This window comes from Nocardia yunnanensis (assembly GCF_003626895.1).
Lineage (GTDB): Bacteria > Actinomycetota > Actinomycetes > Mycobacteriales > Mycobacteriaceae > Nocardia > Nocardia yunnanensis.
Map to the genome: position 1 here is coordinate 2,115,526 of NZ_CP032568.1, position 25,430 is coordinate 2,140,955.

Below are 25,430 nucleotides of genomic sequence, written 5' to 3' on the forward strand. Positions count from 1 at the left end.
TCAGTTCTCCTGTGCCGCTTCGGTTTCCAGCTCGGCGAGATGGTTGGCCGCGATGTAGCCGAACACCATGGCGGGTCCGATGGTCGCGCCGGCGCCCGCGTAGTCGTTGCCCATGACGGCGGCGGAGTTGTTGCCCGCCGCGTACAGGCCCGCGATCACCGCGCCCTGATCGTCGAGCACGCGGGCGTGCTCGTCGGTGACCAGGCCGCCCTTGGTGCCCAGATCGCCGGGCACCATCTCGACCGCGTAGAACGGGCCGCGCTCGAGCGGGGCCAGGGTCGGGTTGGGGGTGACGGTCGGATCGCCGTAGTAGCGGTCGTAGGCCGAATCGCCGCGCCGGAAGTCCTCGTCGCGGCCGGTGCGCGCGAAGCCGTTGAAGCGCTCCACGGTCGCCGCCAGGGTCGCGGCGGGCACGCCCAGCTTGTCGGCGAGTTCGGCAAGGGTGTTGGCCTGCTTGATGATTCCGGCGTCGAAGTACTTCTGCGGCAGCGGCCGCTTGGGGAAGTTGCCCAGGAACAGGTATCGGTCGCGGAAGTTCTGGTCGAAGACGAAGTGCGCGGGAATGCTGCCCGGCACCCGCTTCTCCTCCTCGTACATGGTGTGCACGACGTTGACGTACGGCGCGGATTCGTTGACGAAGCGCTCGCCGCGGGCATTGACCACGATCGCGCCCGGCTGCGAGCGCTCGGCCAGCATGAAGAACGGCGGCCCGTCGGGGTTGCGCACCGAAGGACCCCACCAGGCGTCGTCCATGAGATCGACTGCGGCGCCGGCCTTCTGGCCGGCGACGATGCCCTCGCCGACATTCTCGGTCGCGCCCACGGTCCAGCCGGTGTTCTGCGGCCCGTCGATGTACTGCTTGCGCATCTCCAGGTTGTGCTCGAAGCCGCCGGCCGCCAGCACCACGCCACGGCGGGCCTTGATGGTGACCGGGCGGCCCTCGTGCTCGGCGTGAATGCCGACCACCGCGCCGTTCTCCACGATCAGCTCGGTGAGCGGGGTATTGAGCCACACCGGCACACCCGCGTCGCGCAGCGACAGCCACAACCGCGCCGCCAGCGCCTTGCCCAGGCTCAACGGCTTGGCGCCCTTGACCAGGTTGAGGGCGGTCTGCGCACCGACCTTCAGGGCCGTCTTCTTCCCGGTCCAGGTGCGCGCGATCATGTTCAGGTCGTGGAAGTCCTTGACCGTGATGGCGATCCCCTTGGGCGCGGACATGGTCGGCTGATTGATCTTGTGCAGATCACCGCCCAGCAGGCGGCCGTCGATCGGCTTGGGCTCGATGCTGCGCCCCTGCGCCAGGCCGCCCGGGAACTCGGGGTGATAGTCGGAATACCCGCGATCGTAGGCGAAGTCCCAATACCTCGAGCGGGCCCCGAGGTAGCGGAACATCTCCGGCCCGTGATCCAGGAACGCGCGCTGCTTGGCCTCCGGAACCCGTTCCCCGACAACGGCTTTCAGATAGGTGCGGGCCAGCTCCGGGCTGTCGGGCACGCCCGCCGCCTGCAGCACCGGATTGTTGGGCACCCAGATACCGCCGCCGGAGCGCGCGGTGGAGCCGCCGAACAGGCGGCTCTTCTCGATCAGGGTCACCGACAGCCCGCGGTAGGCGGCGGTCAGCGCGGCGGTCATGCCCGCCGCGCCCGAACCCACGACGACGACGTCGAATTCGAATTCCATGAAGCTCGATCCTTAATAGCCGCAGCTGGTCAACATGCCGCCGTCGACGACGAATTCGCCGCCGGTGCAATAACTCGCGGCATCGGAGGCCAGGAACAGCGCCACCTCCGACACCTCGACCGGCCGACCCCAGCGCGGAATGGGCAATTCGGAGAAGAAACTGTCGCCGTCCACCCCGGACGCGCCCGCCACGGACGCGGTCATGGGGGTGGCGATGCCGCCGGGATGAATCGAGTTCACCCGGATACCCGAGTGCCCCAGCTCCCGGGCGGCCGACTTGGTGAGCCCGCGCAGCGCGAATTTGCTTGCGCTGTACGCGGATAGACCGGCCGCGCCCACGAAGCCCTCGACCGAGGAGACGTTCACGATGGACCCGCCACCGGCGGTGGTGAGCGCGGGCGCGGCGGTCTTGATGCCGAGGAAGGCGCCGGTGACGTTGATGGCCATGACGGTCTGGAACTCCTCCAGGCTCATCTCCACGATGCGCTTGAACCGCAGGATCCCGGCATTGTTGACCAGTACGTCCAGCGTGCCGAACGCCACCGTGGCTTCGGAAACCGCGGCCTGCCAGTCGGATTCGCTCGTGACGTCGTGGTGCACGTAGCGGACGGCGTCGCCCAGTTCCGCGGCGAGCGCCTTGCCCTCGTCGTCCAGCACATCGCCGAACACGACCCGCGCACCCTCGGCCACGAAGCGGCGCACATGCTCGGCGCCCATGCCCCGCGCGCCGCCGGTGACCAGAGCGACCTTTCCGTCCAGCTGTCCCACGTGTTCCCGTCCTTCCTCAGCGTGTCAACCGACGCTAAGTCCGCGGACCGAACCCGGCACGGTGTGGTCCCGGCCACTGAGACATCCCGATGACCTGAGGTTATGGGTGCAGAAGTATTCCGGTTAGACATAAACGCCCGGTGGGGTGCGACAGGGTCGTGGCAAGGAGTCCGGATGAAGTTCTCGATGATCTTCGAGGCCCAGCTGACCGACCCGACCGCCGCGCACGAGGCCCAGGTGCTGCGCGACTGCGTCGAGCAGGCGGTGCTCGCCGACGAGATGGGGTTCGACGCCGTGTGGGCGGTCGAGCATCACGGGCTCAAGTGGTACGCGCACATGAGCGCACCGGAGGTCTTCCTGAGCTACGTGGCCGCCAAGACCACGCGGGTGCGCATCGGGCACGGCGTGGTGTGCATGCCCTTCGGGTTCAACCACCCGGTCCGCACCGCCGAACGTGCCGCCATGCTGGACGTGCTGTCGGGCGGGCGGGTGAATCTGGGCGCGGGCCGCGGCGCGACCGCGGTCGAAACCTCCCTGTGCGGAGTCGATCCCGGCCGCACCTATCAGGAGGTCGAGGAATCGCTGCGGATGATCGCCACCGCCTGGCAGGATCCGGAAGGCGAATTCTCCTACCGCGGTGAGCTTTTGGATATCGGTCCGCATCACCTGCTGCCGCGGCCGGTGCAGCGCCCGCATCCCCCGCTGTTCATGGCCTGCACCAAGAAGGACACCCTGAAGTTGGCCGCCGAGTATGGAATCGGCGCTCTCGTCCTGGGCTTCGCGGGCATCGAGGAGATCGCGGAGCTGCGCGGCATCTACGACCGGGCCATTGCCGAACGCACCGGTGAGCGCTTCGTCTCCACCGTCGTCAACGATCACTTCGCCGCCCTGTGCCCGACCATCGTCCTCGACGACCGCGAGCGGGCCCGCCAGATCGGCGCGCGCGGGCAGCGGTTCTTCGCTCAGTCCATCAAGTACTACTACGGCGCGGGCCCGGTCCCGGACGAAGCCGTGGACCCGGGCGTCGATGAACTGGCCAGGATGCGCGCGGTCTCCGACGAGCACGTCGCCTTCCTGCACGAGGCCAAGATCCCGGTGAAATCCGGGTCCACCGCGATCTTTCACACCGAGCACGCCTACGGCACCGCCGACGACGCCATCGCCTACGTCGAGCGCCTCCAGGCCGCCGGGGCCGACGAGATCCTGTGCCTCATCCAGATGGGCACCGTGCCGCAGGCCGCGTGCCTGGAAACCATTCGTCAGTGGGGCGAGCAGGTCATCCCCCACTTTCGCAACACAGCAGAACGATAGAAGGAAGTCACATGGCTGATCTGACCGGCAAAGTCGCCCTGATCACCGGCGCCGCCCGCGGCCAGGGCGCGGCGGAGGCGCGACTGTTCGTCGAGCGCGGCGCGCAGGTGGTCGTCACCGACGTGCTCGAGGCCGAGGGCAAGGAACTCGCCGATTCCCTCGGCGAGGCAGCGCGTTTCGTGCGCCACGACGTCACCGACGCCGACAGCTGGGACGCCGCCGTCGCGGTCGCCGTGGACGCCTTCGGCACGCTGGACGTGCTGGTGAACAATGCCGCCATCTACATCATGAAGCCGCTCACCGAGACCACCCCCGAAGAGCTGGAACGGATTCTGCGGGTCAACCTGGTCGGCGCGTTCCGCGGCATCAAGGCGGTGCTGCCCGCCATGACCGCGGCCGGCGGCGGCTCCATCGTGAACATCTCCTCGCAGGCCGGGCTCGAAGGCCTGATGAACCACTCCGCCTACGGCTCGTCCAAATGGGGTCTGCGCGGCCTGTCGAAGATCTCGGCACTGGAGCTCGGCCCGGCTGGAATCCGGGTCAACTCGGTGCATCCCGGCCCCATCGCCACCCCGATGGTGCCGTACCTGACCACCGGCCCGGGCAGCTTCCCCACCCTGCCGCTGGAGCGCACCGGCCTGCCCGAGGAGGTCGCCGAACTGGTCGCCTTCCTGGCCTCGGACGCCTCGGCGTACATCACCGGCGCGGAGGTGACGGTCGACGGCGGGCTCGCCGCCGGCAAGTTCATTCCGCGAAACATGCAGTAGGACCGCAGGATCCAGGAAGGCACGCAATGACCCTGTCGCCCGAATGGCAGAGCTTCGTCGACGCCGCCGCCGCGGCGTTCCCGGCGCTGGGCACCACGGTGCTCGACGCCGCCGACGCGCGGGCCTTCCTGGCCGCCCGCCCCGCCCCGGCGGTCGAACCGATTCCGGTTGCGGGAGTGGAGGAATGGCTGGTGCCCGGCCCCGAAGGGGCGCCGCAGGTGCCGGTGCGGCTGTACCGGCCGGTGGACGCCGAACCGGTGCCGGCGGTGGTGGTCTTCTATCACGGCGGCGGATTCGTGCTGTGCGACTTGGACACTCACGATCGCTTCTGCCGCACCATGGCCAATGCCGCCGGGGTGATCGTGGTCTCGGTCGACTACCGGCGCGCGCCCGGCGCACGCTTCCCGGCCGCCGCCGAGGACGCGTACGCGGTGCTGCGCTGGGTCGCCGAGCACGCCGAATCCCTGGGCGGCGACCCCGACCGGCTGGCCGTCGCCGGGGACAGCGCGGGCGGCAATCTCGCCGCGGTCGCCGCGCTCACCGCCCGCGACAACGGCGGGCCCGACCTCGCCTTCCAGCTGCTGCTGTACCCGATGCTGGATCCGGCCTGCGACAGTCGTTCCTATCGCGACAATGCCGAGGGCTACTTCACCACCGCGGCCCACCTGCGCTGGTACTGGCAGCAGTACCTGAACTCCGACGCCGAGCGGTCCGACCCCTACGCCAACCCCAGCCGCGCCGACCTGACCGGGCTGCCGCCGGCGTATATCGCCACCGCCGAATTCGATCCGCTGCGCGACGAGGGCGAGGAGTACGGGCGGCGACTGCGCGCGGCCGGGGTCGAGACGCAGATCCAGCGCTGGAGCGGCACCGTGCACGGGTTCATGACCATGGCCTGGCACCTGCGAGAAACCCAGCGCGCCAACGACTCCGCGTTCACGGCGCTGCGCGCCGCCCTGTCCCGCGCACCCGTCCGGTGAAATTCCCAGTGAGTTCACAACGAGAGGGGTTAGCATCACCTGCGTTCACCCAATTGAAACGTCAGGAAATCACTTGTCGGTCGCACGCCACCTCTCGTCCGTGACAGGCACCGCTCTCGCGGCCCTGACCCTGGCCGCCGCGGTCGCCGGGGCCGCGGACGCCGCACCCCAGTACTACGGCACCCTGGCCATCTCGCGCCTCGAGAACGCCGCCGTCGCCGAGACCGACACCAGCAAGGTCGCCGCCGACGCCGCCGCGATTCGCAGCTGCGCCAACTACGACTGCGAGATCGTGGCCCGCTTCACCGACGGCTGCGGCGCGATCGCGCAGGGCGCGGACGGCGGCTGGGGCTGGGCGCTGGGCGCCAGCCGCGACGAAGCCGAGCAGAACGCCCTGCTGGGCCTGGGCCAGAGCGCACCGCCCTTCCCCGACCTCGGCAGCGCCCAACCCGTCGCCGCCCACATCGTCACCAGCACCTGCACCCCGAACGCGCAGTAGCGAAACACCCAGCGGCGCATGGGGTCAGTGCGGGTGCTGGGCCTCGTAGGCGGCGCGTTCGGCGGCCCGGCGGGCGGCGCGGGCCGGGTTCTCCAGGCCCTCCGGGAAGCCGTGTTTCACCAACCGGTGCGCACGGTTCATCGGCATGTAGGCGACGATGTAGAACAGCGCCAGCAGCACGCCCAGCAGGATCACCGCCAGTTTCAGCCAGAGCTCGCCGGGCAGCAGGAACGCCAGCGCGAAAACCGGTACCAGCGGCACCATTTGGCGCACGATGTGCCGCGGCACCGCCCAGGTCCCGGTGAGATCGTTGCGGACCCACTCGTGCAGCTCCGCGGGCAGCACCCGGCCGCAGGAGTAGCCGAGCCACTGAACGGGGTTGGGGCGCTTCATTTCCGGGTTCCCTTCGCCGACTGCTCACCCTCCGCCAGGACCGACCGCCGCGCGGCCGCGTTGACCCGCCCGAGCACTTCCCGCAATTCCTCGAGGTCGGCCAGGCTCACCCCCAGCCGCGCCACCACCGCGGGCGGAATCCGCTCCGCCTCCCGGCGCAGCTCCCGCCCGGCATCGGTCAGGTCCACGACCAGATTGCGTTCGTTGTGGCTGTCGCGCCGGCGGGTGATGAGCCCCGCCGCCTCGAGCCGTTTGAGCAGCGGCGAGAGCGTCGGCGAATCCAGCTGAATGGCCTCGCCGATGTCCTTGACCGACATCGGCGCCTCACCCCACAGCGCCAGCATCACCAGATACTGCGGATGCGTGAGCCCCATCGGTTCCAGCAGCGGCCGATACACCGCCAGCACCGCTCGATTCGCCACCGCCAGCGCGAAACACACCTGCCGGTCCAGCTGGAGCGGATCCACCGCCGTCGACTCCACCACTCGACCTCCTCGATCGTCTTGGTTAGGGCAATAATAGTTAATGCACTAACTGTTCGCCGACGATCCAGGGTAATTGGCATCACATCCTCAGCCCTGCGCCGCCTGCCGCAGCGCCAGGATCCGCCCGGTGTCCATGTAGTCGCGAAACAGCGTGACCAGGCCGTCGCGCACCCGAATCACGTTGACGGAGCTGCGAAACCAGCCGCGCTCCCCGCTCGGGCGGGTGACGTCGACGTCGTTCTCGACCACGAACACCTCCGGATCGGTGGTCTCGTGAATATCCGGGCGGATGCCGTGGACCTGTACCCCGGACGTCCCCGACCAGCGCGACGCGAGGTACTCCCGGACCCGCTCCCGGCCCTCGATGCGGGTCGGCTCGCCCGGAATCGGGAAGGGGATCTCGAAGACGACATCCGGGGCGAGCAAGGCGGCGAACCGGTCCGCGTCCCGGGACGGCAGCCCCAAGAAGAGTCGTTCGACGAGGTCACGAGGGGTTTCTACGGGCGTGGACATGACTGCCTCCAAAGCGGAACGATGAACCCGTTTAATATGCGGGGCACTCGCCCCGCTTGTCAATGGCTAGGTAGGCTGTCGAGGTGACCGAACGACCCCTGCGCGCCGACGCCCGCCGCAATCGCGAGCGGGTGCTGGCGGCCGCCCAGGAAGCCTTTGCGGCCGAAGGCATTTCGGTGCCGCTCGACGAGATCGCGCGCCGGGCCGGGGTGGGCGCGGGCACGGTGTATCGCCACTTCCCCACCAAGGAAGCACTTTTCGAGGCCGCCATCCTCGATCAGGTCGAGAAGATCACCGCCCACGCCCGCGAACTGACCGAGGCGCGGGATCCGGGGACGGTGTTCTTCGAATTCCTCGAAAAGCTCGTCCTGCAGGGCGGCGTCAAACGCGATCTGGCCGACGCGTTGCGCACCGGCCGCGGGGAATATCCGCGCACGGTCTCCGACGACCTCAAACAGGCGCTGGCCATTCTGCTTTCCCGCGCCCAGCAGGCGGGGGCGGTCCGGCCGGAGATCAGCGTCGAGGATTTGCTCACCATCATCAAGGGCATATTCCTCGCCGTGCACGAAGCCGGGGCCGATCCCGGATTGCGCGACCGCACCTTCGCCGTGATCGCCGACGGCCTCCGACGACGGTGATCTGTACCCGCCTCCAGCCCATCGCAAACCTGCGGCAATAAAGTTCGCTGAAATATTGCGAAATTAACTGAAACATGGGCGAATCGCCCCGTATTTCTCCGCGATGTGCGCCCTTTTTCGCGACTTGGATGCTTTGATGCAGCATGTGCTGGTCGGTTGCCTTCTTCGGCGCCTCAGCCACGACTGTTCTTCGCTGTTCATCCATTCGAGTTGACGACAGGAGATCGGATTCGATGAAGCGTGCGATCCGCGCCGTCGCCATTGCGGCTGGTCTGACCGTGGCAGCCTGTGGCAGCACTCCGAAACCCGAGGCCGCACCGCGGCAACCGCCGCGCACGCTGACCGTCGGCATCAAATTCGATCAACCCGGCCTGTCGGTCCGGGGAACCGACGGCACACCACACGGCTTCGACGTGGACACCGCCGTCTACATCGCCGACAAACTCGGCGTCACCCCCGACCACATCACCTGGCGCGAGGCCCGATCCGAACAGCGCGAAGACCTGTTGAATTCCGGCACAGTCGATTTCATCGTCGCCTCCTACTCCATCACCGCCGCCCGCCAGCAACTGGTCTCCTTCGCCGGGCCCTACCTGATGGCCGGACAGGACCTGCTGGTGCGCCAGAGCGAGCGCGCCATCGACCAGCCCGAGGACCTGGACGGGCGCACCGTGTGCACCGCCGAGGGCTCCACCTCCGCCGACAAGATCCGGCGCAGCTTCGCCCACAATGTGCAGCTGTCCACCCGAGATACCTACGCGCAGTGCGTCTCCGACCTGATCGCGGGCACCGTCGACGCCGTCACCACCGACGATGTCATCCTCGCCGGATACGCCCACGAGCATCCGGGCGTGCTGCGCGTGGTCGGACACCGATTCACCCGCGAGCGCTACGGCGTCGGGGTGCACAAGGGCGACCTCGACCTGCAGAGCCGCATCACCTCCGCCATCCGCCTGATGATCGACGACGGCAGCTGGCGGCGCGCGTTGGACACCGATCTCGCCGCGAGCGGATACAAACCGGCCGCCCCGCCCGTCGTGTTCAACGCCCCCGACAAATTGGTCGCGCCGGGCGATCCGACCACCCTGGATCCGGAATTGGTGAATGCCGCCAAGGCCGTCGCCGCCACCTCCAATGCGCGCGACTGGGAAGGCTTCCGTTCGCTGGTGTGCCCCGAAACCGCCGACGCCATCGACGACATCGTGCTGCAGTACACCCCGCAATTCGACAAATCCCTGGGCGCGGAGATCAAGAACGCCGGCTACACCAATACCGTCACCGGCGTCACCCAGAACGACCCCAACTCCGCCACCTTCGCATTCCACGAAACCTTCACCAACGTCCCCGAGAAATACCGCAGCTACTTCAAAGACATCGACTACACCGCCACCATGGTCCGCCGCGACGGCGCCTGGAAACTCTGCGCCCTCGCCGCCGACTTCGTCGAACCCTGACACGTCGCGACACGCGGGAGAATGCCGACAAAGGCGACAAGCGCGGGAATATTCGGTAGCGCGTGTGTTCGAAAGATGGGACGTTGCAGCGATGTTGGAACTCGCAGCTCCCGAGACCTCGTACATGGTCGGCCTGTTTCAGACCGACGGTTCGCATTACGGCAGCACCGCAGGCAAAGGCAAGCTATCGCTCGAGCTCGCCGCACGCGACGGCGCATTCCTGACTGAACTGCAACGGCATATTCCAGGGCACAGCGTCGTTCGCGTGCGGACTCGCGATACGAACTTTCGCACGGACTACGTCACGCACTGCCTGGAGATCTGCACCCAGGCAGTGCGGGCGGACTTCGAGCGGTTCGGCGTGCCGACCGGTAGGAAGTCCGAGACGATACGCCCACCCACAGGTGACTTCTCGCGACCCGACTACCTCCGAGGCATCATCGACGGGGACGGGTCTATTGGATTCACCGCGAACGGTTATCCATTCATCAGCCTTGTCACGACCAGCCCGTTCATTGCCGAGCATTTCTGCGCCGAGATAGAGGCGGTCTGCGGCGTCAGCCGATCCGCGCGACCCAACAAGCGCGATGGGGCCGTCAACGTAATGATCGCCAACGCGGCGGCTGTGGCCCTTGCACGGTGGTGCTACACGCCTCGATCGCTCGCTATGCCCCGTAAAAGCACAGCTGCGGAGCAAGTCTCAGCGTGGACCGCGCCAAGCAATCGCTTCGGCCACACTCGGAAGCATTGGACAGCCGAGGACGACGAAATCGTCCTGCTTCATCCGGTGCCAGAGGCTGCTCGACTGCTCGAACGATCCGAAAAGAGTGTCTATATGCGACGTTGGAGACTCGTTGGCCCAAAACGCCGACGTCTTCGGTTCAGCCCAGACCAGCAGAACGACGGGGGATGAGCTCGAGAGATTGCCGGTGCATCCCGATCGACGCGTCTCCTGTCACCACAACTATGTGGCGGAGGAGGTCATCGATGGGGTGCCGATGCTGGTGACGCGCAAGGGCGCGGTGCGGGCGGGGGCGGGGGATCTCGCGTTGATTCCGGGGTCGATGGGGACGCGGTCGTATGTGGTTCGGGGCAAGGGGAATCCGGCCTCGTTCCAGTCGGCGTCGCATGGGGCGGGGCGGCGGATGAGCCGGAACGCGGCCAAGCGGCAGTTCAGTGTCGCCGACCTGGTGGCGCAGACCGAGGGCGTGGAGTCGCGCAAGGACGCCGGGGTGATCGACGAGATTCCCGCGGCGTACAAGGACATCGATCAGGTCATCGCGGCGCAGTCCGATCTGGTCGATATCGTCGCCACGCTGCGGCAGGTGCTGTGTGTGAAGGGGTGAGGCGGGGTCAGCGGCGGCGGAAGGTCGCCGCCGCGCCCGCACCGACCAGCAGGATGCCCACGATGAGCGGGAATCCCGTTTGCAGCCACTGGAACAGCGCGATGTGCATGTCGGCGGAGACCGGTAGATCGCCGAGCAGCCGGAAGGTGTCGTTCGGGAAGATGAAGTGGATGATGCCGGGCAGCACCCCCCACACCAGCCCGGCGATGATGGTGCCCGCCGGCGAATAGGCGGCCAGTGCCGCGACGATCAGGAACAGTCCCGCCGCGAGCAGGATTTCGAAGGTTGAGCCGGCCCGGTCGGAGAAGTCCCCGAGGATCGTCCACTGCCTGGTTCCGGCGGCCCCGCGCGCGGCGAAGGCGATGCCGATCGGGGTCAGCAGCAACCCCACCAGCGCCCCGGCCATCGTGCGCGACGCACCGCCGGTACTGCGAAACTGTGCCCCGGGCGGAGTCCACCCCGCGGGCGACGGAAACTTCTCCGGCATCTGCGTCTCCCTGCGCACCCCCGGACGCCCTTCGTGCCCGGACCCCTATTGTGCGTCCGGGCACGGGTTTCCGCCTGATCTTGACCGCTCCGCAACCAAGGCGCTGTTCACCGGTGTTTTCCGGGTGAACGCCGGGCCGGTCGGCGCCCTCTGCGGTCGTGCGCTGATCAGAGGGGGTGCGAAGTTGGCTCGATTCGCCGGTGGCGGCTCCGGGCTGTCGGTGCGGTGGGGCACGATGGAGCGCGTGACCCCAGCCGAGACGAATGCCCCCGACCATGCCCAGACCGCTACCGCGTCGTCCGATGGACTGCGCGGGGACGCCGAACGGCTGCTGCGGGAGCTGGCCGGGCCGGACGCGCGGTTGCGGGAGGATCAGTGGACCGCGATCGAGGCGTTGGTGGTGGGGCGGCGGCGGGCGCTGGTCGTGCAGCGCACCGGGTGGGGCAAGTCGGCGGTGTACTTCATCTCGGCGAAGCTGCTGCGGGCGCAGGGGCGGGGGCCGACGGTCATCGTCTCGCCGCTGCTGGCGTTGATGCGCAACCAGGTGGCGTCGGCCGAGCGCGCGGGGGTGGTTGCGGCGACCATCAATTCGGGCAATGTCACCGAATGGGACGAGATCCATGCCCGGGTGGCCGCCGGGGAGGTGGATGTGCTGCTGGTCAGCCCGGAGCGGTTGAACAATCCGGACTTCCGCGATTCGGTGCTGCCCAAGCTGGCCGCCGACGCGGGGCTGGTAGTGATCGACGAGGCCCACTGCGTGTCGGACTGGGGGCACGACTTCCGGCCGGACTACCGCCGGATCCGCACGCTGATCGCCGATCTCGGCTCGGACGTGCCGGTGCTGGCCACCACGGCCACCGCCAACGACCGGGTGGTGACCGATGTGGCGACCCAGATCGGTACGGACACACTGGTTTTGCGCGGCAGCCTGGATCGCGAGTCCCTGCACCTGTCGGTGGTCCGCATCGCCGACGCGGTGGAGCGGACGGCGTGGCTGAGCAAGCGGTTGCACGCACTGCCCGGCTCCGGCATCGTCTACGCGCTGACGGTCGCGGCGGCCCACGATCTCGCCGATGTGCTGAACTCCCACGGTCACACCGTCGCCGCCTACACCGGGCAGACCGATCCCACCGAACGCGAGCACCTCGAGGCGGCGCTGCTGAACAACGAGGTGAAGGCGCTCATCGCGACCTCCGCGCTCGGCATGGGTTTCGACAAGCCGGATCTCGGGTTCGTCGTGCATCTGGGGGCGCCCTCCTCCCCGATCTCCTACTACCAGCAGGTCGGCCGGGCGGGACGCGGCACCGAGCGCGCCGAGGTGATCCTGCTGCCCGGCCGCGAGGACCGCCAGATCTGGAGCTATTTCGCCTCGGTGGCCTTCCCGCGCGAGCACATCGTGCGTTCGGTGCTGGCCGCGCTCGACACCGAGCGCCCGCTGTCCACCGCGGCCCTCGAACCGCTGGTGGAGCTCAACCGTTCTCGCCTCGAGATGGTGCTGAAGGTGCTGGATGTGGACGGGGCGGTGCGCCGGGTGCGCGGCGGGTGGCTGGGCACCGGCGAGCCGTGGGTGTACGACACCGAACGCTACGAGCGGCTCAGCGCCGCGCGAGAAGCCGAGCAGCAGGCCATGATCGACTACGAGGCGACCACCGGCTGCCGAATGACGTTCCTGCGCGGCCAGCTCGACGATCCCGGCCTGGTGCCGGGCACCGTATGCGGCCGCTGCGACAACTGCACCGGCGCCCACCAGGACACCACGGTCGACGCCGCTGACCTCGCCGAGATCCGCACCCGCCTCGACCGCCCCGGCATCGATCTCGCGCCCCGCAAACAGTGGCCCACCGGTCTCGCCAAGCTCGGAATCTCCTTGTCCGGCAAGATCACCGACGGTCCGGAGACCGGCCGGGTGCTGGGCCGCCTCAGCGACCTCGGCTGGGGTCAGCGCCTGCGCCCGCTGCTCGACGGCCCCGATGCCCCGATCCCGGACGAGGTGTTCCGTTTCTGCACCACGGTGCTGCGCGAATGGGATTGGGCGCAGCGCCCGACCGCGGTCATGGCCCTGGACTCCGGCAGCCGCCCGACGTTGACCCGCTCCCTCGCCGCCCGCCTGGCCCAGGTGGGCCGCCTCCACGATCTGGGTGTCCTCCACCTGCGCCCCGACCTGCCCCCGGTCTCGGCCGCCAACTCCGCCCACCGCGTCGCCGCGCTCCACAACGCCTGGGAGACACCGGATCTCACCGCCGTCGACGGCCCCATCCTCCTGGTCGACGCCCTCACCGACACCGGCTGGACCTTCACCATGGCCGCCCGCACCCTCCGCGCCGCCGGCGCCCCCTCAGTCCTCCCCTTCGCCCTCGCCACCCCGTCATGATCATCGGGCATACCGTCGATCGTGGAAGGGAGCCGAGGTGACCACAGCGAACAACGACGGGGCACTCGATCCGCGTGCGCGCTGGCGCACGCTACCGCCGGAGCCGACGGAGTGGATCGAGGAGGTCGATCGGGAACACTCGGCGGTCGATTTCGCGCCGGATCGCAAGCCGAATGATGGCGGAGCCGGGCACCTGGCTAGCTATACGCCCTGATTCGCTCAGGCGTCGGCGGCGGGTCTGCGGTTGAGGTTCTCGATCGATTCGACGTAGCGCAGCAGCATGAGCCGGGCGAAATCGAGGCGGTCCTGTTCGGACCAGTCGGCGGTGATGTATTCGTAGGCGCGGCGTTGCTGCTTGCGGTATTCGCGCAGGAACTCCTGCCCCTTCGGGGTGAGCTGGAGGACGGCGCGTCGGCCGTCGAGCTGCGAGGGCACGCGGATCAGGTAGCCGGACTTGATGTTCTCGGTGACCATACGGCTGCCCACCGACGGGTCGATGCACATGTAGGCGGCCACACTGCCGACACTCACTTCGCCATCGGGCTGCTGATCGCGCTGCCAGACGATGCTGAGCACCAGCGCGCGCCCGGAATCCCGTGTCGAGATGGGGTTTTCGACTTCTTGCAGGACACCGCGACGCAGTTTGCCGAAGGCGGGACCGGATGCCAACCCCATCGGCGCCATGCACGTCGCCGTCGAAAGAGCCCTGGCCGCTGCGACTTTCGCGACCACGATCCTGCGACCCGGCGGATTCGACAGCAATGCCCTGGGCTGGGCCGAGGACGTACGGGCCGGACGACCCATCGAACTGCCCTACCCGGACGCCGAGCTGTCGATGATCCATCCCCTCGACATCGCCGACATCGCGATCGCCGCCCTCACCGGGGACGAATTGCGCGGTCGCACAGTCTCTCTCACGGGTCCGACGCCGATCAGCTTTCGCGCGCAGATCGCCGCGCTGTCGGCGGCACTCGGGCAGGAGATCCAGGTCGCCACGATCACCCCCGAGGCCGCGCGCGAACAGATGGCGCGCACCATGCCGTCTATCATCGCCGATGCGTTGCTGGCGGTCTGGGCCGACGTCGCCGAGCAGCCGCAGCTCCCGGCCGAGACCACCGAAACTCTCCTCGGCGTCCCAGCCCGCACCTTCGACCAGTGGGCCCACGAACACGCGGCCGCCTTCACCGCCGGCTGAGCCACGCCGCGCGACCCTCCGGGGACTCCGGAAGCTTTGCTCGCCAGTCGCGGAAACGGCTGCCGACCTGGAACGCGGGGCGTTAGGCTCGACGAATCCGCAGTCGCCACACCATCCCCGGGGAGTTCATCATGGCGTCCGCAGCGCCCAAGGCTCCACCCCTGCCCCTCCTGCGCGCACTCGCCCGCTTCCGCGACGCCCTGGCCGCTCTGCACCGGCGCTTGGTGCCCGGGCACATCGCGCTGCTGGAACTGTCCACCGTCGGCTATCTCACCCAGGCCACCTGCGCGGCGGCCGAACTCGGCATCGCCGACGCGCTGGCCGGCGGTCCCCGGCAGCCCGACGACCTCGCGCGCGCCGTCGGCGTCGACGCCGACGCACTCCGCCGGTTGATGCGGCTGCTCGTCAGCGCCGGGGTCTTCGCCCAGAAACGCGACGGGGCCTATCAGCTGACCGGGATCTCCCACGGCTTGCGTACCGATGCCGAGGTCCAGCTGCGAGATCTGTTCCTGCTCTTGGGATCCGAGCTGCACCGCAAGCATTGGTCGCATCTCGCCGGCGCGGTGCGCGCGGGCCGGTCGCAGTGGCCCGAGGTCGAGGGCATGGACTTCTGGGCCTACGCCGAACAGCACCCGGAGGTCGCGGCCGTCTTCGACCGCGCCATGACCAGCGTCAGCACGCTGGCCGGCGAACCCCTGCAGGCCGCATACGATTTCGGGCAATTCGGTTCGATCGTGGACATCGGCGGCGGCCGGGGCAGCCTGCTGGTCGACATCCTGCAGCGGCATCCTTCCATGCGCGGCACCCTGTACGACCTGCCGCGCGTGGTGGCGGACCTGCCCGGCACGCTGCTGGCGCCCGGCCTCACCGGCCGGCTCACCTTCGAAGGCGGCAGCTTCTTCGACTCCGTCCCCAAGGGCGCCGACGCCTACCTGCTCAAACACATCATCCACGACTGGGGCGACGAGGACGCCGAACGCATCCTGCGCACGGTGCGCACCGGCATGGAAACCGAAGCGCGCCTGCTGATCATCGACTTCGTCATGCCCGAACATCAGCGGCCGCACCCGGCCAAGGTGATCGACCTCGAGATGCTGGTCAATACCGCGGGCGGGCGCGAGCGCACCCAGACGGAGTTCGGAAATCTCCTGTCGCGCAGTGGATTCGTGCTCACCCGCGTGGTGCAGACCGCCGCGCCCGACTGCGTCATCGAGGCCCATCCAGCCTGGTGACGCCGACGATGGTCCGGTGCCGCGTCGGCCCCCGCACCGATGCGCACCGGACTCGCCGGCGCGACCCGCGAGGCGAGTGCGGCGCAACCCACTCGCTCGTCACGGGCCCGCTACCGCCTGATTCGACTGCGGCGCAGGGCATTCAGGCGGAGCGGCGGATCCGTGGGCCGACAACCCCTGCGGCCCGATCGGTCCAGCCGTCCGCCATCTGCGCCAGCAGGAACCAGGCGGCGTGTACTTGTTCGTCGGAGACCTTCTCGGCGGTCCGCAACAGATGCACGGCACGCACGTGCGCCGCCGCCATGGCGTCCACCACCGCGCCGAGGGATTCGGCCCGCGCTACACCCCTCGGCAGCGCCCGGCTCGACACCCACTCGTCGATGAACGAGACCAGTTGGGCGCGTAGGTCGTCGATCCCGCCGGTGTCGCCGGGCTGCGCGCGGCGGCGCAGGTGCAGTTCGGCCAGGGCCCGGGCCCAGCGGGTGACCGCGTGATCCTCGGGCTGATCGCCGATGTGCCCGCAGAACGCCGCCAGCAGCTCGTGCCAGTCCGGCAGCAGCAGGGGGCGCTCGGCGAACCGCTCCTCCTGGTCCGCGTCGCGCGCGTTCATGCAACGGCCGCCGGCCCGCCACAGCTGTGTGCTATCGGGTTGGGGTACGTACATACCTACCTCCACGGCGGTGCGGGCGCACCCGGGCCGCGGGCGGCCACCGGACCGCGAGCCCGGCGCGGCAAGGGCGGACCGCGCCGGATCCGGGCAACCGCTATCGGCGAAGGGCACATCTCGATGCGGCACCGGGTGCTCTTCCAGGATGACCGCTCGGGCCGTCCCGCCCACTGCCCTTCCCCCGCCCTGCGACTGCCCCTCCCACGAGAGACCAACCGCCCGGTCTGTCCCCGTTACTCCCTCTCTCCCCCAACGCAATTCGCCCGTAACCCACAGAACGCCCACCCGTCACCAACCGCCGTTCGTCACCACACCGTCATCCCGCCGTTCGTCACCGCCCCGTCATCCCGCCGTTCGTCACCGCCCCGTCATTCCGGCGTGCTTTTGGCCGGAATCCACCCTCCGGCATTGGATCCCAGCCAAAAGCACGCTGGGATGACGGCGGGACACGACACACCCAGATGGCGACGGGACGCGACACGTCCAGACGGCGACGGGACGCGACACGTCCAGACGGCGACGGAAGGCGACACGTCCAGACGGCGACGGAAGGCAACACGTCCAGACGGCGACGGGACCCGAAATCCACAAGGCGACGGGGCGCGACAAATCCAGAAGGCGACAGGACGCCGATCGAGGGCGCTAGAGCTTCACGAGGTCGTCGGCGTGGACGACGGGGCGTTGCATGCCTTCGGGGAGGTCGGAGGTGGAGCGGCCCTTCATGGTGTCGAGTTCGTCGCTGTCGTAGGCGACCACGCCGCGGGCTATCAGCACACCGTCCGGGGCGATCAGGTCGATGACGTCGCCGCCGTAGAAATGCCCGGCCACCTCGGTGATGCCGGCGGCCAGCAGGGAATGGCGGCGCTCGGCCACCGCGGCCACCGCGCCCGCGTCGAGATGCACCGCGCCGCGCGCGTCGGCGGCGTGGCGAACCCAGAACTTGCGCGCCGACAACCGCACCGGGCGCGCGGCGAAGGCGGTGCCGACCGTCGCGCCCGACAGCGCCGCCGCCGCATCGGAAGCCGCCGCCAGCAGCACCGGCACGCCGGCATCCGCGGCCAGCCGGGCCGCCGAGAGTTTGGAGGCCATGCCGCCGGTGCCCAGCGCGCCACCGGAACCGGCGATCACGCCGTCCAGATCGGCGCTGCTGCGCACCTCGGGAATGAAGGTGGCCGCGCCCTTGCGAGGATCGCCGTCGTAGAGGCCGTCGACATCGGACAGCAGGATCAGCGCGTCCGCGCCGACCAGGTGCGCGACCAGCGCGGCGAGCCGGTCATTGTCGCCGAAGCGGATCTCTTCCGTTGCGACGGTGTCGTTTTCGTTCACCACCGCGATGGCGTGCAGCGACCGCAGCCGGTCGAGGGTGCGCTGCGCATTGCGGTGCGGCTCGCGGCGGCCGAAGTCACCCGCGCTCAGCAGCACCTGCCCGACCACGCGGTCATAGCGGGCGAACGACGTGCCCCAGGCGTGCGCGAGCGCCAGCTGACCGACGCTCGCGGCCGCCTGCTTGGTGGCGAGATCCTTTGGCCGCTTGGACAATCCGAGCGGGGCCATGCCCGCGCCGATGGCGCCGGAGGACACCACCACCAGATCCGAACCCGCCCGCATGCGGCCCTCGACCGCGTCGGCCAGCGCGTCCAGGCGCGCGGTATCCAGACCGCCCGCCAGACTGGTCAGCGCCGACGAGCCGATCTTCACGACCACGCTGCGCGCCGAGGCGATCGCCTGCCGCGCCGCGCTCAGCTCGCCGGTCCCGTCGAGCTCGCTCACCCGCGTGCCACCCGAACTCACTTGCACCACACCTCAATTCGCCCGCCGCGCCCGAAGCGCCGTCGCACCCGAATCCGTTGTCGAACCCACCGGCCGCCCGCTTCGTCGCGAGCGGCCTGTATCAGTTGCCTTGCGGCACCGTGTTACTCGTCGTCCTCGGTCACCAGACCGCGCCGCACGCGCGAGGCGTGCTTACGCTCGGCCGCGCCGATGCGCTCGGTCTGATCCAGCCGCGGATCCACGCCGCGGCGGGTCATCAGCGTCTCCACACCCGCGGAGATCGACGGCTCCCAGTCGAAGCAGTAGTCCGCGATGGTCACCGACGCACCCGGCTCGGCGCCCAGTTTGACCAGCTCTTCCTCGACACCGAGGCGGGCCAGGCGATCGGCCAGGTAGCCCACGGCCTCGTCGTTGTCGAACTGGGTCTGCTTGACCCAGCGCTCGGGCCGCTCGCCCACGACGATGAAGCCGCCCTCCACCTCGGGATCCGGCAGCACCCGGAAACCGCTGTCGCCCTTGGCGACCGGGCGGATGATCTGCCGCTTGGGTTCCGGCTCGGGATGCGCCTTGCGGTACTGCTCGACCATCTCGGCGAGCGCGAAGGTCAACGGCCGCAACCCTTCCCGGCTCACCGCCGAGATCTTGAACACCGGCCAGCCGCGCTTCTCGAACTCGGGCAGCACGAACTCGGCCAGCTCGTCGGCATCGGGGATATCGGCCTTGTTGAGCACGACCACGCGCGGACGATCCGCCAGATCGCCCAGACCGGCGTCGCCGACCAGCGCGGGCTGGTACGCGGCCAGTTCGGCCTCGAGCGCGTCCACATCGGAGATCGGGTCACGCCCGGGCTCGAGCGTGGCGCAGTCCACCACGTGGGCGAGCACCGCGCAGCGCTCGATATGCCGGAGGAAGTCCAGACCCAGGCCGCGGCCCTCGCTCGCGCCCGGAATCAGGCCGGGCACGTCGGCCACGGTGAAGGTGGTGTCACCCGCCTGTACCACACCGAGATTCGGCACCAGGGTGGTGAACGGGTAGTCGGCGATCTTCGGCTTGGCCGCCGAGAGCACCGAGACGAGCGAGGACTTGCCGGCCGACGGGAAGCCCACCAGGCCCACATCCGCCACCGACTTCAGTTCGAGCACCAGATCGCGCTCTTCGCCGTCCACACCGACCAGCGCGAAACCGGGGGCCTTGCGCGCCTTGGACACCAGCGCGGCATTGCCCAGGCCGCCGCGGCCGCCCTGGGCCGCCACGAAGGTCGAGCCCGCGCCGACCAGGTCGGCCAGGATCTCGCCGTCGGTGCTCATGACGACGGTGCCGGACGGCACCTTCAGCAGCAGTCCCTCGCCCTGCTTGCCATTGCGGTTGCCGCCCTCGCCGGGCTTGCCGTTGCCGCCCTTGGCATGCGGATGGAAATGGAAGTCCAGCAGGGTGTGGACATTCGGGTCGACCTCGAGGATCACATCCCCGCCATTGCCGCCGTTACCGCCGTCGGGGCCGCCCAGGGGCATGAACTTCTCACGCCGCACCGAGGCACACCCGTGCCCGCCTTTGCCCGCACGCACGTGCAAAACAACACGGTCGATGAATTTGGACATATCGGTGATCATCCTCCTTCAGGACTAGTCGTTTGCAACGCCGCCCGGAATGGCGGAGTTCTGTTCTTCCAGATCCCTGGTCTGCCCGGCCCTACTGGGCCGGGCAGACCGAAGTCCTAGAAATGTTCGCGATCCCGCGAACAGCAAAGCGGGCCAGGGCATTCATTACCCTGACCCGCTCGAAAGCTAGTGGAGTAGGAACTCCGGTGCGCCGGTCAGGCGTTCACCGGCTCCGGCACCACGATGTTGACGGTCTTGCGGCCACGCTTGGTGCCGAACTGCACCGCGCCCGCCTCGAGCGCGAACAGCGTGTCGTCACCGCCACGGCCGACGTTGACGCCGGGGTGGAAGTGCGTGCCGCGCTGGCGAACCAGGATCTCGCCGGCCTTGACGGTCTGACCGCCGAAGCGCTTCACACCGAGCCGCTGGGCATTCGAATCGCGACCATTGCGCGAGCTGGATGCACCCTTCTTATGTGCCATGTCTCAGAACTCCTCGTGCCGGGGTGACGAACCCCAAGTCGGATTACTTGATGCCGGTGACCTTCAGGACCGTCAGCTTCTGACGGTGCCCCTGACGCTTGTGGTAGCCGGTCTTGTTCTTGAACTTGTGGATGCGGATCTTCGGGCCCTTGGTCTGTTCGACGACCTCGGCGGACACGGAGACCTTCGCCAGCTTGTCAGCATCGGTGGTCAGCTCGGCACCGTCAACGACGAGCACCGGCGACAGCGACACCGAAGTGCCCGGCTCACCCTCGATCTTCTCGACCTTCACCAGGTCACCGACCGCGACCTTGTACTGCTTTCCGCCGGTCTTGACGATCGCGTACGTTGCCATCGGTCGGCTGCCCTTCTTTCTGTTCGAGTGCTCGACGTGCTCGGGCACTCTGCTCGCACGGCGATCGACCGGAAATATCCGGAAACCGCCGCAGACTGGTCTGGTGGTATTCACCGCCGCCTCGGGCCGTTGGCTCCGTTGAACCGAACCAGGCCCACTCACAGCACTAGTCACAACAGAGTGCCGTCGCAGGGGGCAGCGACTGGCCAAGACTACAGGACTCGGCCGACCCCCTCCAAACCGGGTTGCCCAGCTCACCTCAGCGTCCACCGGCGACCGCGCCGAAAAGAGCCGTGGCCCCGCCGGATTCCGGCGGGGCCACGGCCGTCTTCAGGCGAGCGGGCTAGTTCTCGCCCTCCGGCGCACCGGCCGGACGACCCGCGGCCCGGCGCCGCGGGCGCGCCCGCGGCGGGACCACGGCCGGAGTCAGTTCGTCGAGGTCGAAGCCCGGCTTGTCCGACTGTTCGGTGCTGGAGAGCACGAACACCGCGCTCGAGCTGTCCGCGGCCGGAGCCGACACCGTGCGCGCCACCCGGCGCCGGGCGGGACGACGAGCCGACAGCACCGGCTCGGCCGGCTGTGCCTCGGCCGCGACAGGCTGTGCCGCCGTGCCGTTCTCGGCGGCGGTGCCATTGGCGCTCGCGGCGGTCTCGACCTCGGTCAGCGCGCGCTCGGCGAGCTCCGCCTCGGCGGCGGCGTTCTCCGATTCCCGCACGATGGTGGACTCGGCGGCCGCGACATCGGCCGCGGTCGCGGAATCACCCTCGGCCAGTACCGCGTTCGCGGCATCGGCGGCGGCGAGGGCGTCCTCGTCGGCCGCGTCCACGGCATCCTCCGCGGCGTGCGCGGCCATGGCCATGGCGACCGGGTGGGCGCGCTTGGCGGCGGCTTTCTCGGCCTCTTCGTGCTTGTCGTGCTTGTCGGCCTTCTCCTCGACCACCGGCTCGACGACCGGGGCCTCGACGGCGGCCGCGTTGCGGTCCTTGCGACGGCGACGCGAACCCTCGCGCCGGCCCACGCCCTCACCGCCGTCGCCGCTGGCCGGAGCCGAGGACTCGACGGGATAGTTGTGCACCAGAATGCCGCGGCCGTGGCAGGTCTCACAGGTGGTGGAGAACGCCTCGACCAGACCGGTGCCCAGCTTCTTGCGGGTCATCTGGACCAGGCCCAGCGAGGTGACCTCGGAGACCTGGTGACGGGTGCGGTCGCGGCCCAGCGCCTCGGTCAGGCGGCGCAGCACCAGATCGCGGTTGGACTCGAGGACCATGTCGATGAAGTCGACGACGATCATGCCGCCGATATCGCGCAGCCGCATCTGGCGCACGATCTCCTCGGCCGCCTCCAGGTTGTTGCGGGTCACGGTCTCTTCGAGATTGGACCCGCCCGACCCGGTGAACTTGCCGGTGTTGACGTCGATGACGGTCATGGCCTCGGTGCGGTCGATCACCAGGGTGCCGCCCGAGGGCAGCCACACCTTGCGGTCGAGCGCCTTGGCCAGCTGCTCGTCGATGCGCAGGCTGCCGAACACGTCCACGCCATTGGACTTCTCGTAGCGCTCGACGCGGGCCAGCATGTCGGGAGCGACCGTGCGGACGTAGTTCTCGACCGTGGTCCAGGCGCGCTCGCCCTCGATGACCAGCTTGGAGAAGTCCTCGTTGAACAGGTCGCGCACGACCTTGACCAGCAGGTCCGGCTCCTCGTACAGGGTCTTGGGCGCACCCGAGCCCTGCTTGGACTGATCCTCGATGGTGCGCCAGGCCGCCTGCAGCCGTTCGACATCGCGCGCCAGCTCGGTCTCGGAGACTCCTTCGGAGGCGGTGCGGATGATGACGCCCGCGTCCTGCGGCACGATGTCGCGCAGGATCTCCTTGAGCCGCTTGCGCTCGGTGTCGGGCAGCTTGCGCGAGATACCGGTCGACGTGCCGCCGGGCACGTACACCAGGAAACGGCCGGCCAGGCTGATCTGCGTGGTCAGGCGGGCGCCCTTGTGGCCCACCGGATCCTTGGAGACCTGCACCAGCACGGTGTCACCGGGCCGGAGCGCCTGCTCGATCTTGCGCTCCTTGCCGCCCAGACCGGCGGCCTCCCAGTTCACCTCGCCCGCGTACAGCACGCCGTTGCGGCCCCGGCCGATATCGACGAAGGCGGCCTCCATCGAGGGCAGCACGTTCTGCACCTTGCCCAGGTAGACGTTGCCGACCATGGACGCGGAGCCCGTAGAGGTCACGAAGTGCTCGACCAGGATGTTGTCCTCGAGCACCGCCACCTGGGTGGTGGAGGTCGGGTGATCCTGGAAGTGCTTCTCGCGCACCACCATCACCCGGTCCACCGCCTCGCGGCGGGCCAGGAACTCCGACTCGGTCAGGATCGGCGGGCGGCGACGCCCGGCCTCGCGACCGTCGCGGCGGCGCTGGCGCTTGGCTTCCAGGCGGGTCGACCCGCTGATGCCCTGCACCTCGTCGACGTCCTTGGCGGCGGCGCGGCGCTTGCTGCGCGGCTCCCGCTCGTGCACGACGGTGTTCGGCGGATCGTCCTCGGCGACCTCGGGCTCGTTGTCCTCGCCGCCCTTGCGGCGACGACGGCGACGGCGGCGACGGCTGCTCGAACCCTCGGGCACGGCCGTCGAATCGTCGTCGTCCTCGGCGTCGGTGTCGACGTCGGCGGACTCGTCGGTCTCGGCCTCGTCGCCCTCGACGTCATCGGTGTCGTTGTCGCCGTGCTGTTCTCCGCGACCCCGGCCGCGGCCGCGCCGGCCCCGACGGCGACGACGCGAGTTGCCCTCGCGGTCGGCGTCGTCCTTGCCGCGCTGCTCGCCGTCCCAGTCGCCCTCGTCCTCGGTGTCCTCGGGCGCGGTCTCGACGGGGGCGGCCTTGCTTTCGGCGGCGGCCAGTTGCTCGGCGAACTGCTGCTCGGCGCGGGCCTGACGCTCGGCGCGACGCTTGCGGCGGGCCTCCTCGGCGGCCGCGGCGTCCGGCGCCTGGAACAGCGGGGCGGCCACCGAGGCGGCCGGCGGCTGATACTGGACCGGCTCTTCGACCTGCGGTTTGCTCTGGAACGGGCTCGCGAACAGGCTGGGCTGCTTGGCCGCTCGTTTCGTCTTGGGGGCGGCGGTGTCAGCGGCCTCGGCGGCCTCCACCTCCTCGGCGGCGATCTCGTCGGCGGCGCGGTCGTCACCGGCGGCGATGGCCGCGTCGACCGTGGTCTCGGCGATCGGCTCGGGCGCGGTGGCCTCGATATCGCGCGGGCCGAAGGCGTCGCGGACGGTTTCGGCGACGGTGCGGTCCAGACTCGATTGCGGACTGCGGGCTTGCGCGCCCATTTCGGTCAGATGGGCCAGGATACGTTTGCTGGTGGTGCCCAGCAGCTTCGCCAGTGCGTGCACTCGGATCCGTTCCGGCAACTGTGCGGCAGCCGGGGTGGTCGAAGCGCCCTCCCCTTCGCCATTGCTCTGCGATGCTTCGAGCGGCTCTTGATCGGCCACGAAATCTCCTCGGGCCCCCGGGCGCGCTCCTCTCAGGAGTGACGCGGCCGTCGCGGGGGCGCTGTCTTGTCGGCCTCACACCCGGGGGCGTGAGATCGTAAGTCTTCGCGCCGCGTGGCCCGTTATCACCGGTATCTCGTCGTTCGGGCTAACTGGTCACGTGGCGCCTGGTTGGTTGGCTCAACTCCGTGTCACGAGCGTTCATCCAGCGTGCCTGCCCGGCGGCCGAGTCTTGGAAGCCGTCGGCGGCAGCGATGATCGTCCGTCGCTCCGCGGTGTCAATCGGAGGTGAACGCCACCTGCCGCAAACGGCCGGCGTCGGTCACTTCCAGAGCCAGTATCCCACACCACGTCGGGGCGTCGCGCCCGCGCGGCCCGGAGCGGGCCGCGCGAGTCTCGCGGGCAGCCGAGTCCCCGGGGTCCGGGGGTGGGCCCCCGGACCTGTCGGTGGAGAGAGGATCAGAGGGTGAAGTCGGGGAACCAGAGGGCGATCTCACGCTTGGCAGACTCGGGCGAGTCGGAGCCGTGCACGAGGTTGTACTGGGTTTCGAGGGCGAAATCGCCGCGGATGGAACCGGGGACGGCCTTCTCGACCGGGTCGGTGCCGCCGGCGATCTGCCGGAAGGCGGCGATGGCGCGTTCACCGTCGAGCACGATCGCGACGACCGGGCCGGAGGTGATGAATTCGATCAGCGAGCCGAAGAACGGGCGCTCGCGGTGCTCGGCGTAGTGCTGGACGGCGATCTCCTCGGAGACGATCACCTGCTTCAGCGCAGCGATCTTGAGGCCCTTGCGCTCGATCCGGGTGATGATCTCCCCGATGAGGCCACGGGCCACGCCGTCGGGCTTGATGAGTACCAGCGTCTGCTCAGTCACCGCGCAAGCCTAACCGGCGGTTACTCAGCGGGAAAAACGCAGACCGGGCAGCTGGCCCGGTCTGCCGGATAAAGGGGATTTG

25 protein-coding genes and 1 pseudogene are annotated in these 25,430 nt (G+C 69.1%); 12 read left to right on the forward strand and 14 right to left on the reverse strand.

Annotated features, from left to right (window positions below; all coding sequences use genetic code 11):
• Positions 1 to 1,680 carry a 3-oxosteroid 1-dehydrogenase gene (kstD, locus tag D7D52_RS09700; protein WP_120736016.1) on the reverse strand — a complete coding sequence of 560 codons (1,680 nt, stop codon included), beginning with the start codon at positions 1,678 to 1,680 and terminating at the stop codon, positions 1 to 3.
• Positions 1,681 to 1,692: 12 nt separating this feature from the next.
• Positions 1,693 to 2,448, reverse strand: a complete 756-nt coding sequence (locus D7D52_RS09705) for a glucose 1-dehydrogenase (protein WP_120736017.1) — start codon at positions 2,446 to 2,448, stop codon at positions 1,693 to 1,695.
• A 174-nt stretch (positions 2,449 to 2,622) separates the two neighbouring features.
• Here D7D52_RS09705 and D7D52_RS09710 point away from each other — a divergent pair, with 174 nt between their 5' ends.
• The 4 genes from D7D52_RS09710 to D7D52_RS09725 all read left to right on the forward strand — a co-directional run bounded on the left by D7D52_RS09710 (position 2,623) and on the right by D7D52_RS09725 (position 6,005).
• On the forward strand, positions 2,623 to 3,759 hold the full coding sequence (locus D7D52_RS09710; RefSeq protein WP_120736018.1) for an LLM class flavin-dependent oxidoreductase: 1,137 nt from the start codon (positions 2,623 to 2,625) through the stop codon (positions 3,757 to 3,759).
• Positions 3,760 to 3,770: 11 nt separating this feature from the next.
• On the forward strand, positions 3,771 to 4,526 hold the full coding sequence (locus tag D7D52_RS09715; RefSeq protein ID WP_120736019.1) for an SDR family NAD(P)-dependent oxidoreductase: 756 nt from the start codon (positions 3,771 to 3,773) through the stop codon (positions 4,524 to 4,526).
• A 26-nt stretch (positions 4,527 to 4,552) separates the two neighbouring features.
• Positions 4,553 to 5,506: an alpha/beta hydrolase gene (locus D7D52_RS09720; protein WP_120736020.1), complete on the forward strand. Its 954-nt coding sequence runs from the start codon at positions 4,553 to 4,555 to the stop codon at positions 5,504 to 5,506.
• Between the two features lie 100 nt (positions 5,507 to 5,606).
• Positions 5,607 to 6,005: a DUF4189 domain-containing protein gene (locus D7D52_RS09725; RefSeq protein ID WP_246023732.1), complete on the forward strand. Its 399-nt coding sequence runs from the start codon at positions 5,607 to 5,609 to the stop codon at positions 6,003 to 6,005.
• A gap of 24 nt (positions 6,006 to 6,029) precedes the next feature.
• On the opposite strand, the gene D7D52_RS09730 is transcribed toward D7D52_RS09725, so the two are convergent.
• From D7D52_RS09730 to D7D52_RS09740, 3 genes are all read right to left on the reverse strand, one after another.
• Positions 6,030 to 6,398: a DUF5313 family protein gene (locus D7D52_RS09730; protein ID WP_120736022.1), complete on the reverse strand. Its 369-nt coding sequence runs from the start codon at positions 6,396 to 6,398 to the stop codon at positions 6,030 to 6,032.
• On the reverse strand, positions 6,395 to 6,883 hold the full coding sequence (locus D7D52_RS09735; RefSeq protein WP_120736023.1) for a MarR family winged helix-turn-helix transcriptional regulator: 489 nt from the start codon (positions 6,881 to 6,883) through the stop codon (positions 6,395 to 6,397). The genes D7D52_RS09730 and D7D52_RS09735 overlap by 4 nt, the downstream gene beginning before the upstream one ends.
• An 87-nt stretch (positions 6,884 to 6,970) precedes the next feature.
• Complete coding sequence (locus D7D52_RS09740) at positions 6,971 to 7,396, reverse strand: nuclear transport factor 2 family protein (protein ID WP_120736024.1); 426 nt, start codon at positions 7,394 to 7,396, stop codon at positions 6,971 to 6,973.
• 83 nt (positions 7,397 to 7,479) lie between these two features.
• On the opposite strand from D7D52_RS09740, the gene D7D52_RS09745 reads away from it, so the two are divergent.
• The 4 genes and pseudogenes from D7D52_RS09745 to D7D52_RS09760 form a co-directional block, all read left to right on the forward strand.
• Positions 7,480 to 8,034, forward strand: a complete 555-nt coding sequence (locus tag D7D52_RS09745) for a TetR/AcrR family transcriptional regulator (RefSeq protein WP_120736025.1) — start codon at positions 7,480 to 7,482, stop codon at positions 8,032 to 8,034.
• Positions 8,035 to 8,267: 233 nt separating this feature from the next.
• A complete protein-coding gene (locus D7D52_RS09750) occupies positions 8,268 to 9,488 on the forward strand; it encodes a glutamate ABC transporter substrate-binding protein (RefSeq protein ID WP_120736026.1) in 1,221 nt (406 codons plus the stop codon).
• 91 nt (positions 9,489 to 9,579) lie between these two features.
• A complete protein-coding gene (locus D7D52_RS09755; protein ID WP_120736027.1) occupies positions 9,580 to 10,401 on the forward strand; it encodes a hypothetical protein in 822 nt (273 codons plus the stop codon).
• A gap of 31 nt (positions 10,402 to 10,432) precedes the next feature.
• Positions 10,433 to 10,834, forward strand: a pseudogene (locus D7D52_RS09760) (RtcB family protein); the annotation flags it as partial.
• A gap of 7 nt (positions 10,835 to 10,841) precedes the next feature.
• On the opposite strand, the gene D7D52_RS09765 reads toward D7D52_RS09760, so the two are convergent.
• A complete protein-coding gene (locus D7D52_RS09765) occupies positions 10,842 to 11,321 on the reverse strand; it encodes a hypothetical protein (protein WP_120736028.1) in 480 nt (159 codons plus the stop codon).
• A gap of 235 nt (positions 11,322 to 11,556) precedes the next feature.
• Between D7D52_RS09765 and D7D52_RS09770 the strand changes: the two genes are divergently transcribed.
• The gene (locus tag D7D52_RS09770; RefSeq protein WP_120743963.1) at positions 11,557 to 13,692 is read left to right on the forward strand and encodes a RecQ family ATP-dependent DNA helicase; all 2,136 of its coding nucleotides are present in this window, start codon (positions 11,557 to 11,559) and stop codon (positions 13,690 to 13,692) included.
• 37 nt (positions 13,693 to 13,729) lie between these two features.
• Complete coding sequence (locus D7D52_RS37655; RefSeq protein ID WP_162958242.1) at positions 13,730 to 13,906, forward strand: hypothetical protein; 177 nt, start codon at positions 13,730 to 13,732, stop codon at positions 13,904 to 13,906.
• Between the two features lie 5 nt (positions 13,907 to 13,911).
• On the opposite strand, the gene D7D52_RS09775 is transcribed toward D7D52_RS37655, so the two are convergent.
• Positions 13,912 to 14,376: a MarR family winged helix-turn-helix transcriptional regulator gene (locus D7D52_RS09775; RefSeq protein WP_222932805.1), complete on the reverse strand. Its 465-nt coding sequence runs from the start codon at positions 14,374 to 14,376 to the stop codon at positions 13,912 to 13,914.
• On the opposite strand from D7D52_RS09775, the gene D7D52_RS09780 reads away from it, so the two are divergent.
• Together D7D52_RS09780 and D7D52_RS09785 are read left to right on the forward strand one after the other, a co-directional pair.
• Positions 14,375 to 14,887, forward strand: coding sequence for a Rossmann-fold NAD(P)-binding domain-containing protein (locus D7D52_RS09780; RefSeq protein WP_162958243.1), 513 nt, complete (start codon positions 14,375 to 14,377; stop codon positions 14,885 to 14,887). The genes D7D52_RS09775 and D7D52_RS09780 overlap by 2 nt on opposite strands.
• Positions 14,888 to 15,018: 131 nt before the next feature.
• On the forward strand, positions 15,019 to 16,119 hold the full coding sequence (locus D7D52_RS09785; RefSeq protein ID WP_120736031.1) for a methyltransferase: 1,101 nt from the start codon (positions 15,019 to 15,021) through the stop codon (positions 16,117 to 16,119).
• Positions 16,120 to 16,261: 142 nt separating this feature from the next.
• Here D7D52_RS09785 and D7D52_RS09790 read toward each other — a convergent pair whose 3' ends face one another.
• The 7 genes from D7D52_RS09790 to ndk all read right to left on the reverse strand — a co-directional run bounded on the left by D7D52_RS09790 (position 16,262) and on the right by ndk (position 25,348).
• Positions 16,262 to 16,729, reverse strand: a complete 468-nt coding sequence (locus D7D52_RS09790; protein ID WP_120736032.1) for a DUF4254 domain-containing protein — start codon at positions 16,727 to 16,729, stop codon at positions 16,262 to 16,264.
• 699 nt (positions 16,730 to 17,428) lie between these two features.
• Positions 17,429 to 18,529: a glutamate 5-kinase gene (proB, locus tag D7D52_RS09795; protein ID WP_120743964.1), complete on the reverse strand. Its 1,101-nt coding sequence runs from the start codon at positions 18,527 to 18,529 to the stop codon at positions 17,429 to 17,431.
• A gap of 170 nt (positions 18,530 to 18,699) precedes the next feature.
• Positions 18,700 to 20,154 carry a GTPase ObgE gene (gene obgE / locus D7D52_RS09800; RefSeq protein WP_120743965.1) on the reverse strand — a complete coding sequence of 485 codons (1,455 nt, stop codon included), beginning with the start codon at positions 20,152 to 20,154 and terminating at the stop codon, positions 18,700 to 18,702.
• 215 nt (positions 20,155 to 20,369) lie between these two features.
• Positions 20,370 to 20,636 (reverse strand): 50S ribosomal protein L27, encoded by a 267-nt coding sequence (rpmA, locus tag D7D52_RS09805; RefSeq protein WP_040806195.1) that lies wholly within the window; start codon positions 20,634 to 20,636, stop codon positions 20,370 to 20,372.
• 43 nt (positions 20,637 to 20,679) lie between these two features.
• On the reverse strand, positions 20,680 to 20,991 hold the full coding sequence (gene rplU / locus D7D52_RS09810) for a 50S ribosomal protein L21 (protein ID WP_036547931.1): 312 nt from the start codon (positions 20,989 to 20,991) through the stop codon (positions 20,680 to 20,682).
• A gap of 343 nt (positions 20,992 to 21,334) precedes the next feature.
• On the reverse strand, positions 21,335 to 24,379 hold the full coding sequence (locus tag D7D52_RS09815; protein ID WP_425464667.1) for a translation initiation factor IF-2 N-terminal domain-containing protein: 3,045 nt from the start codon (positions 24,377 to 24,379) through the stop codon (positions 21,335 to 21,337).
• Positions 24,380 to 24,931: 552 nt separating this feature from the next.
• Complete coding sequence (gene ndk / locus D7D52_RS09820; RefSeq protein WP_120736034.1) at positions 24,932 to 25,348, reverse strand: nucleoside-diphosphate kinase; 417 nt, start codon at positions 25,346 to 25,348, stop codon at positions 24,932 to 24,934.
• Positions 25,349 to 25,430 lie beyond the last annotated feature (82 nt).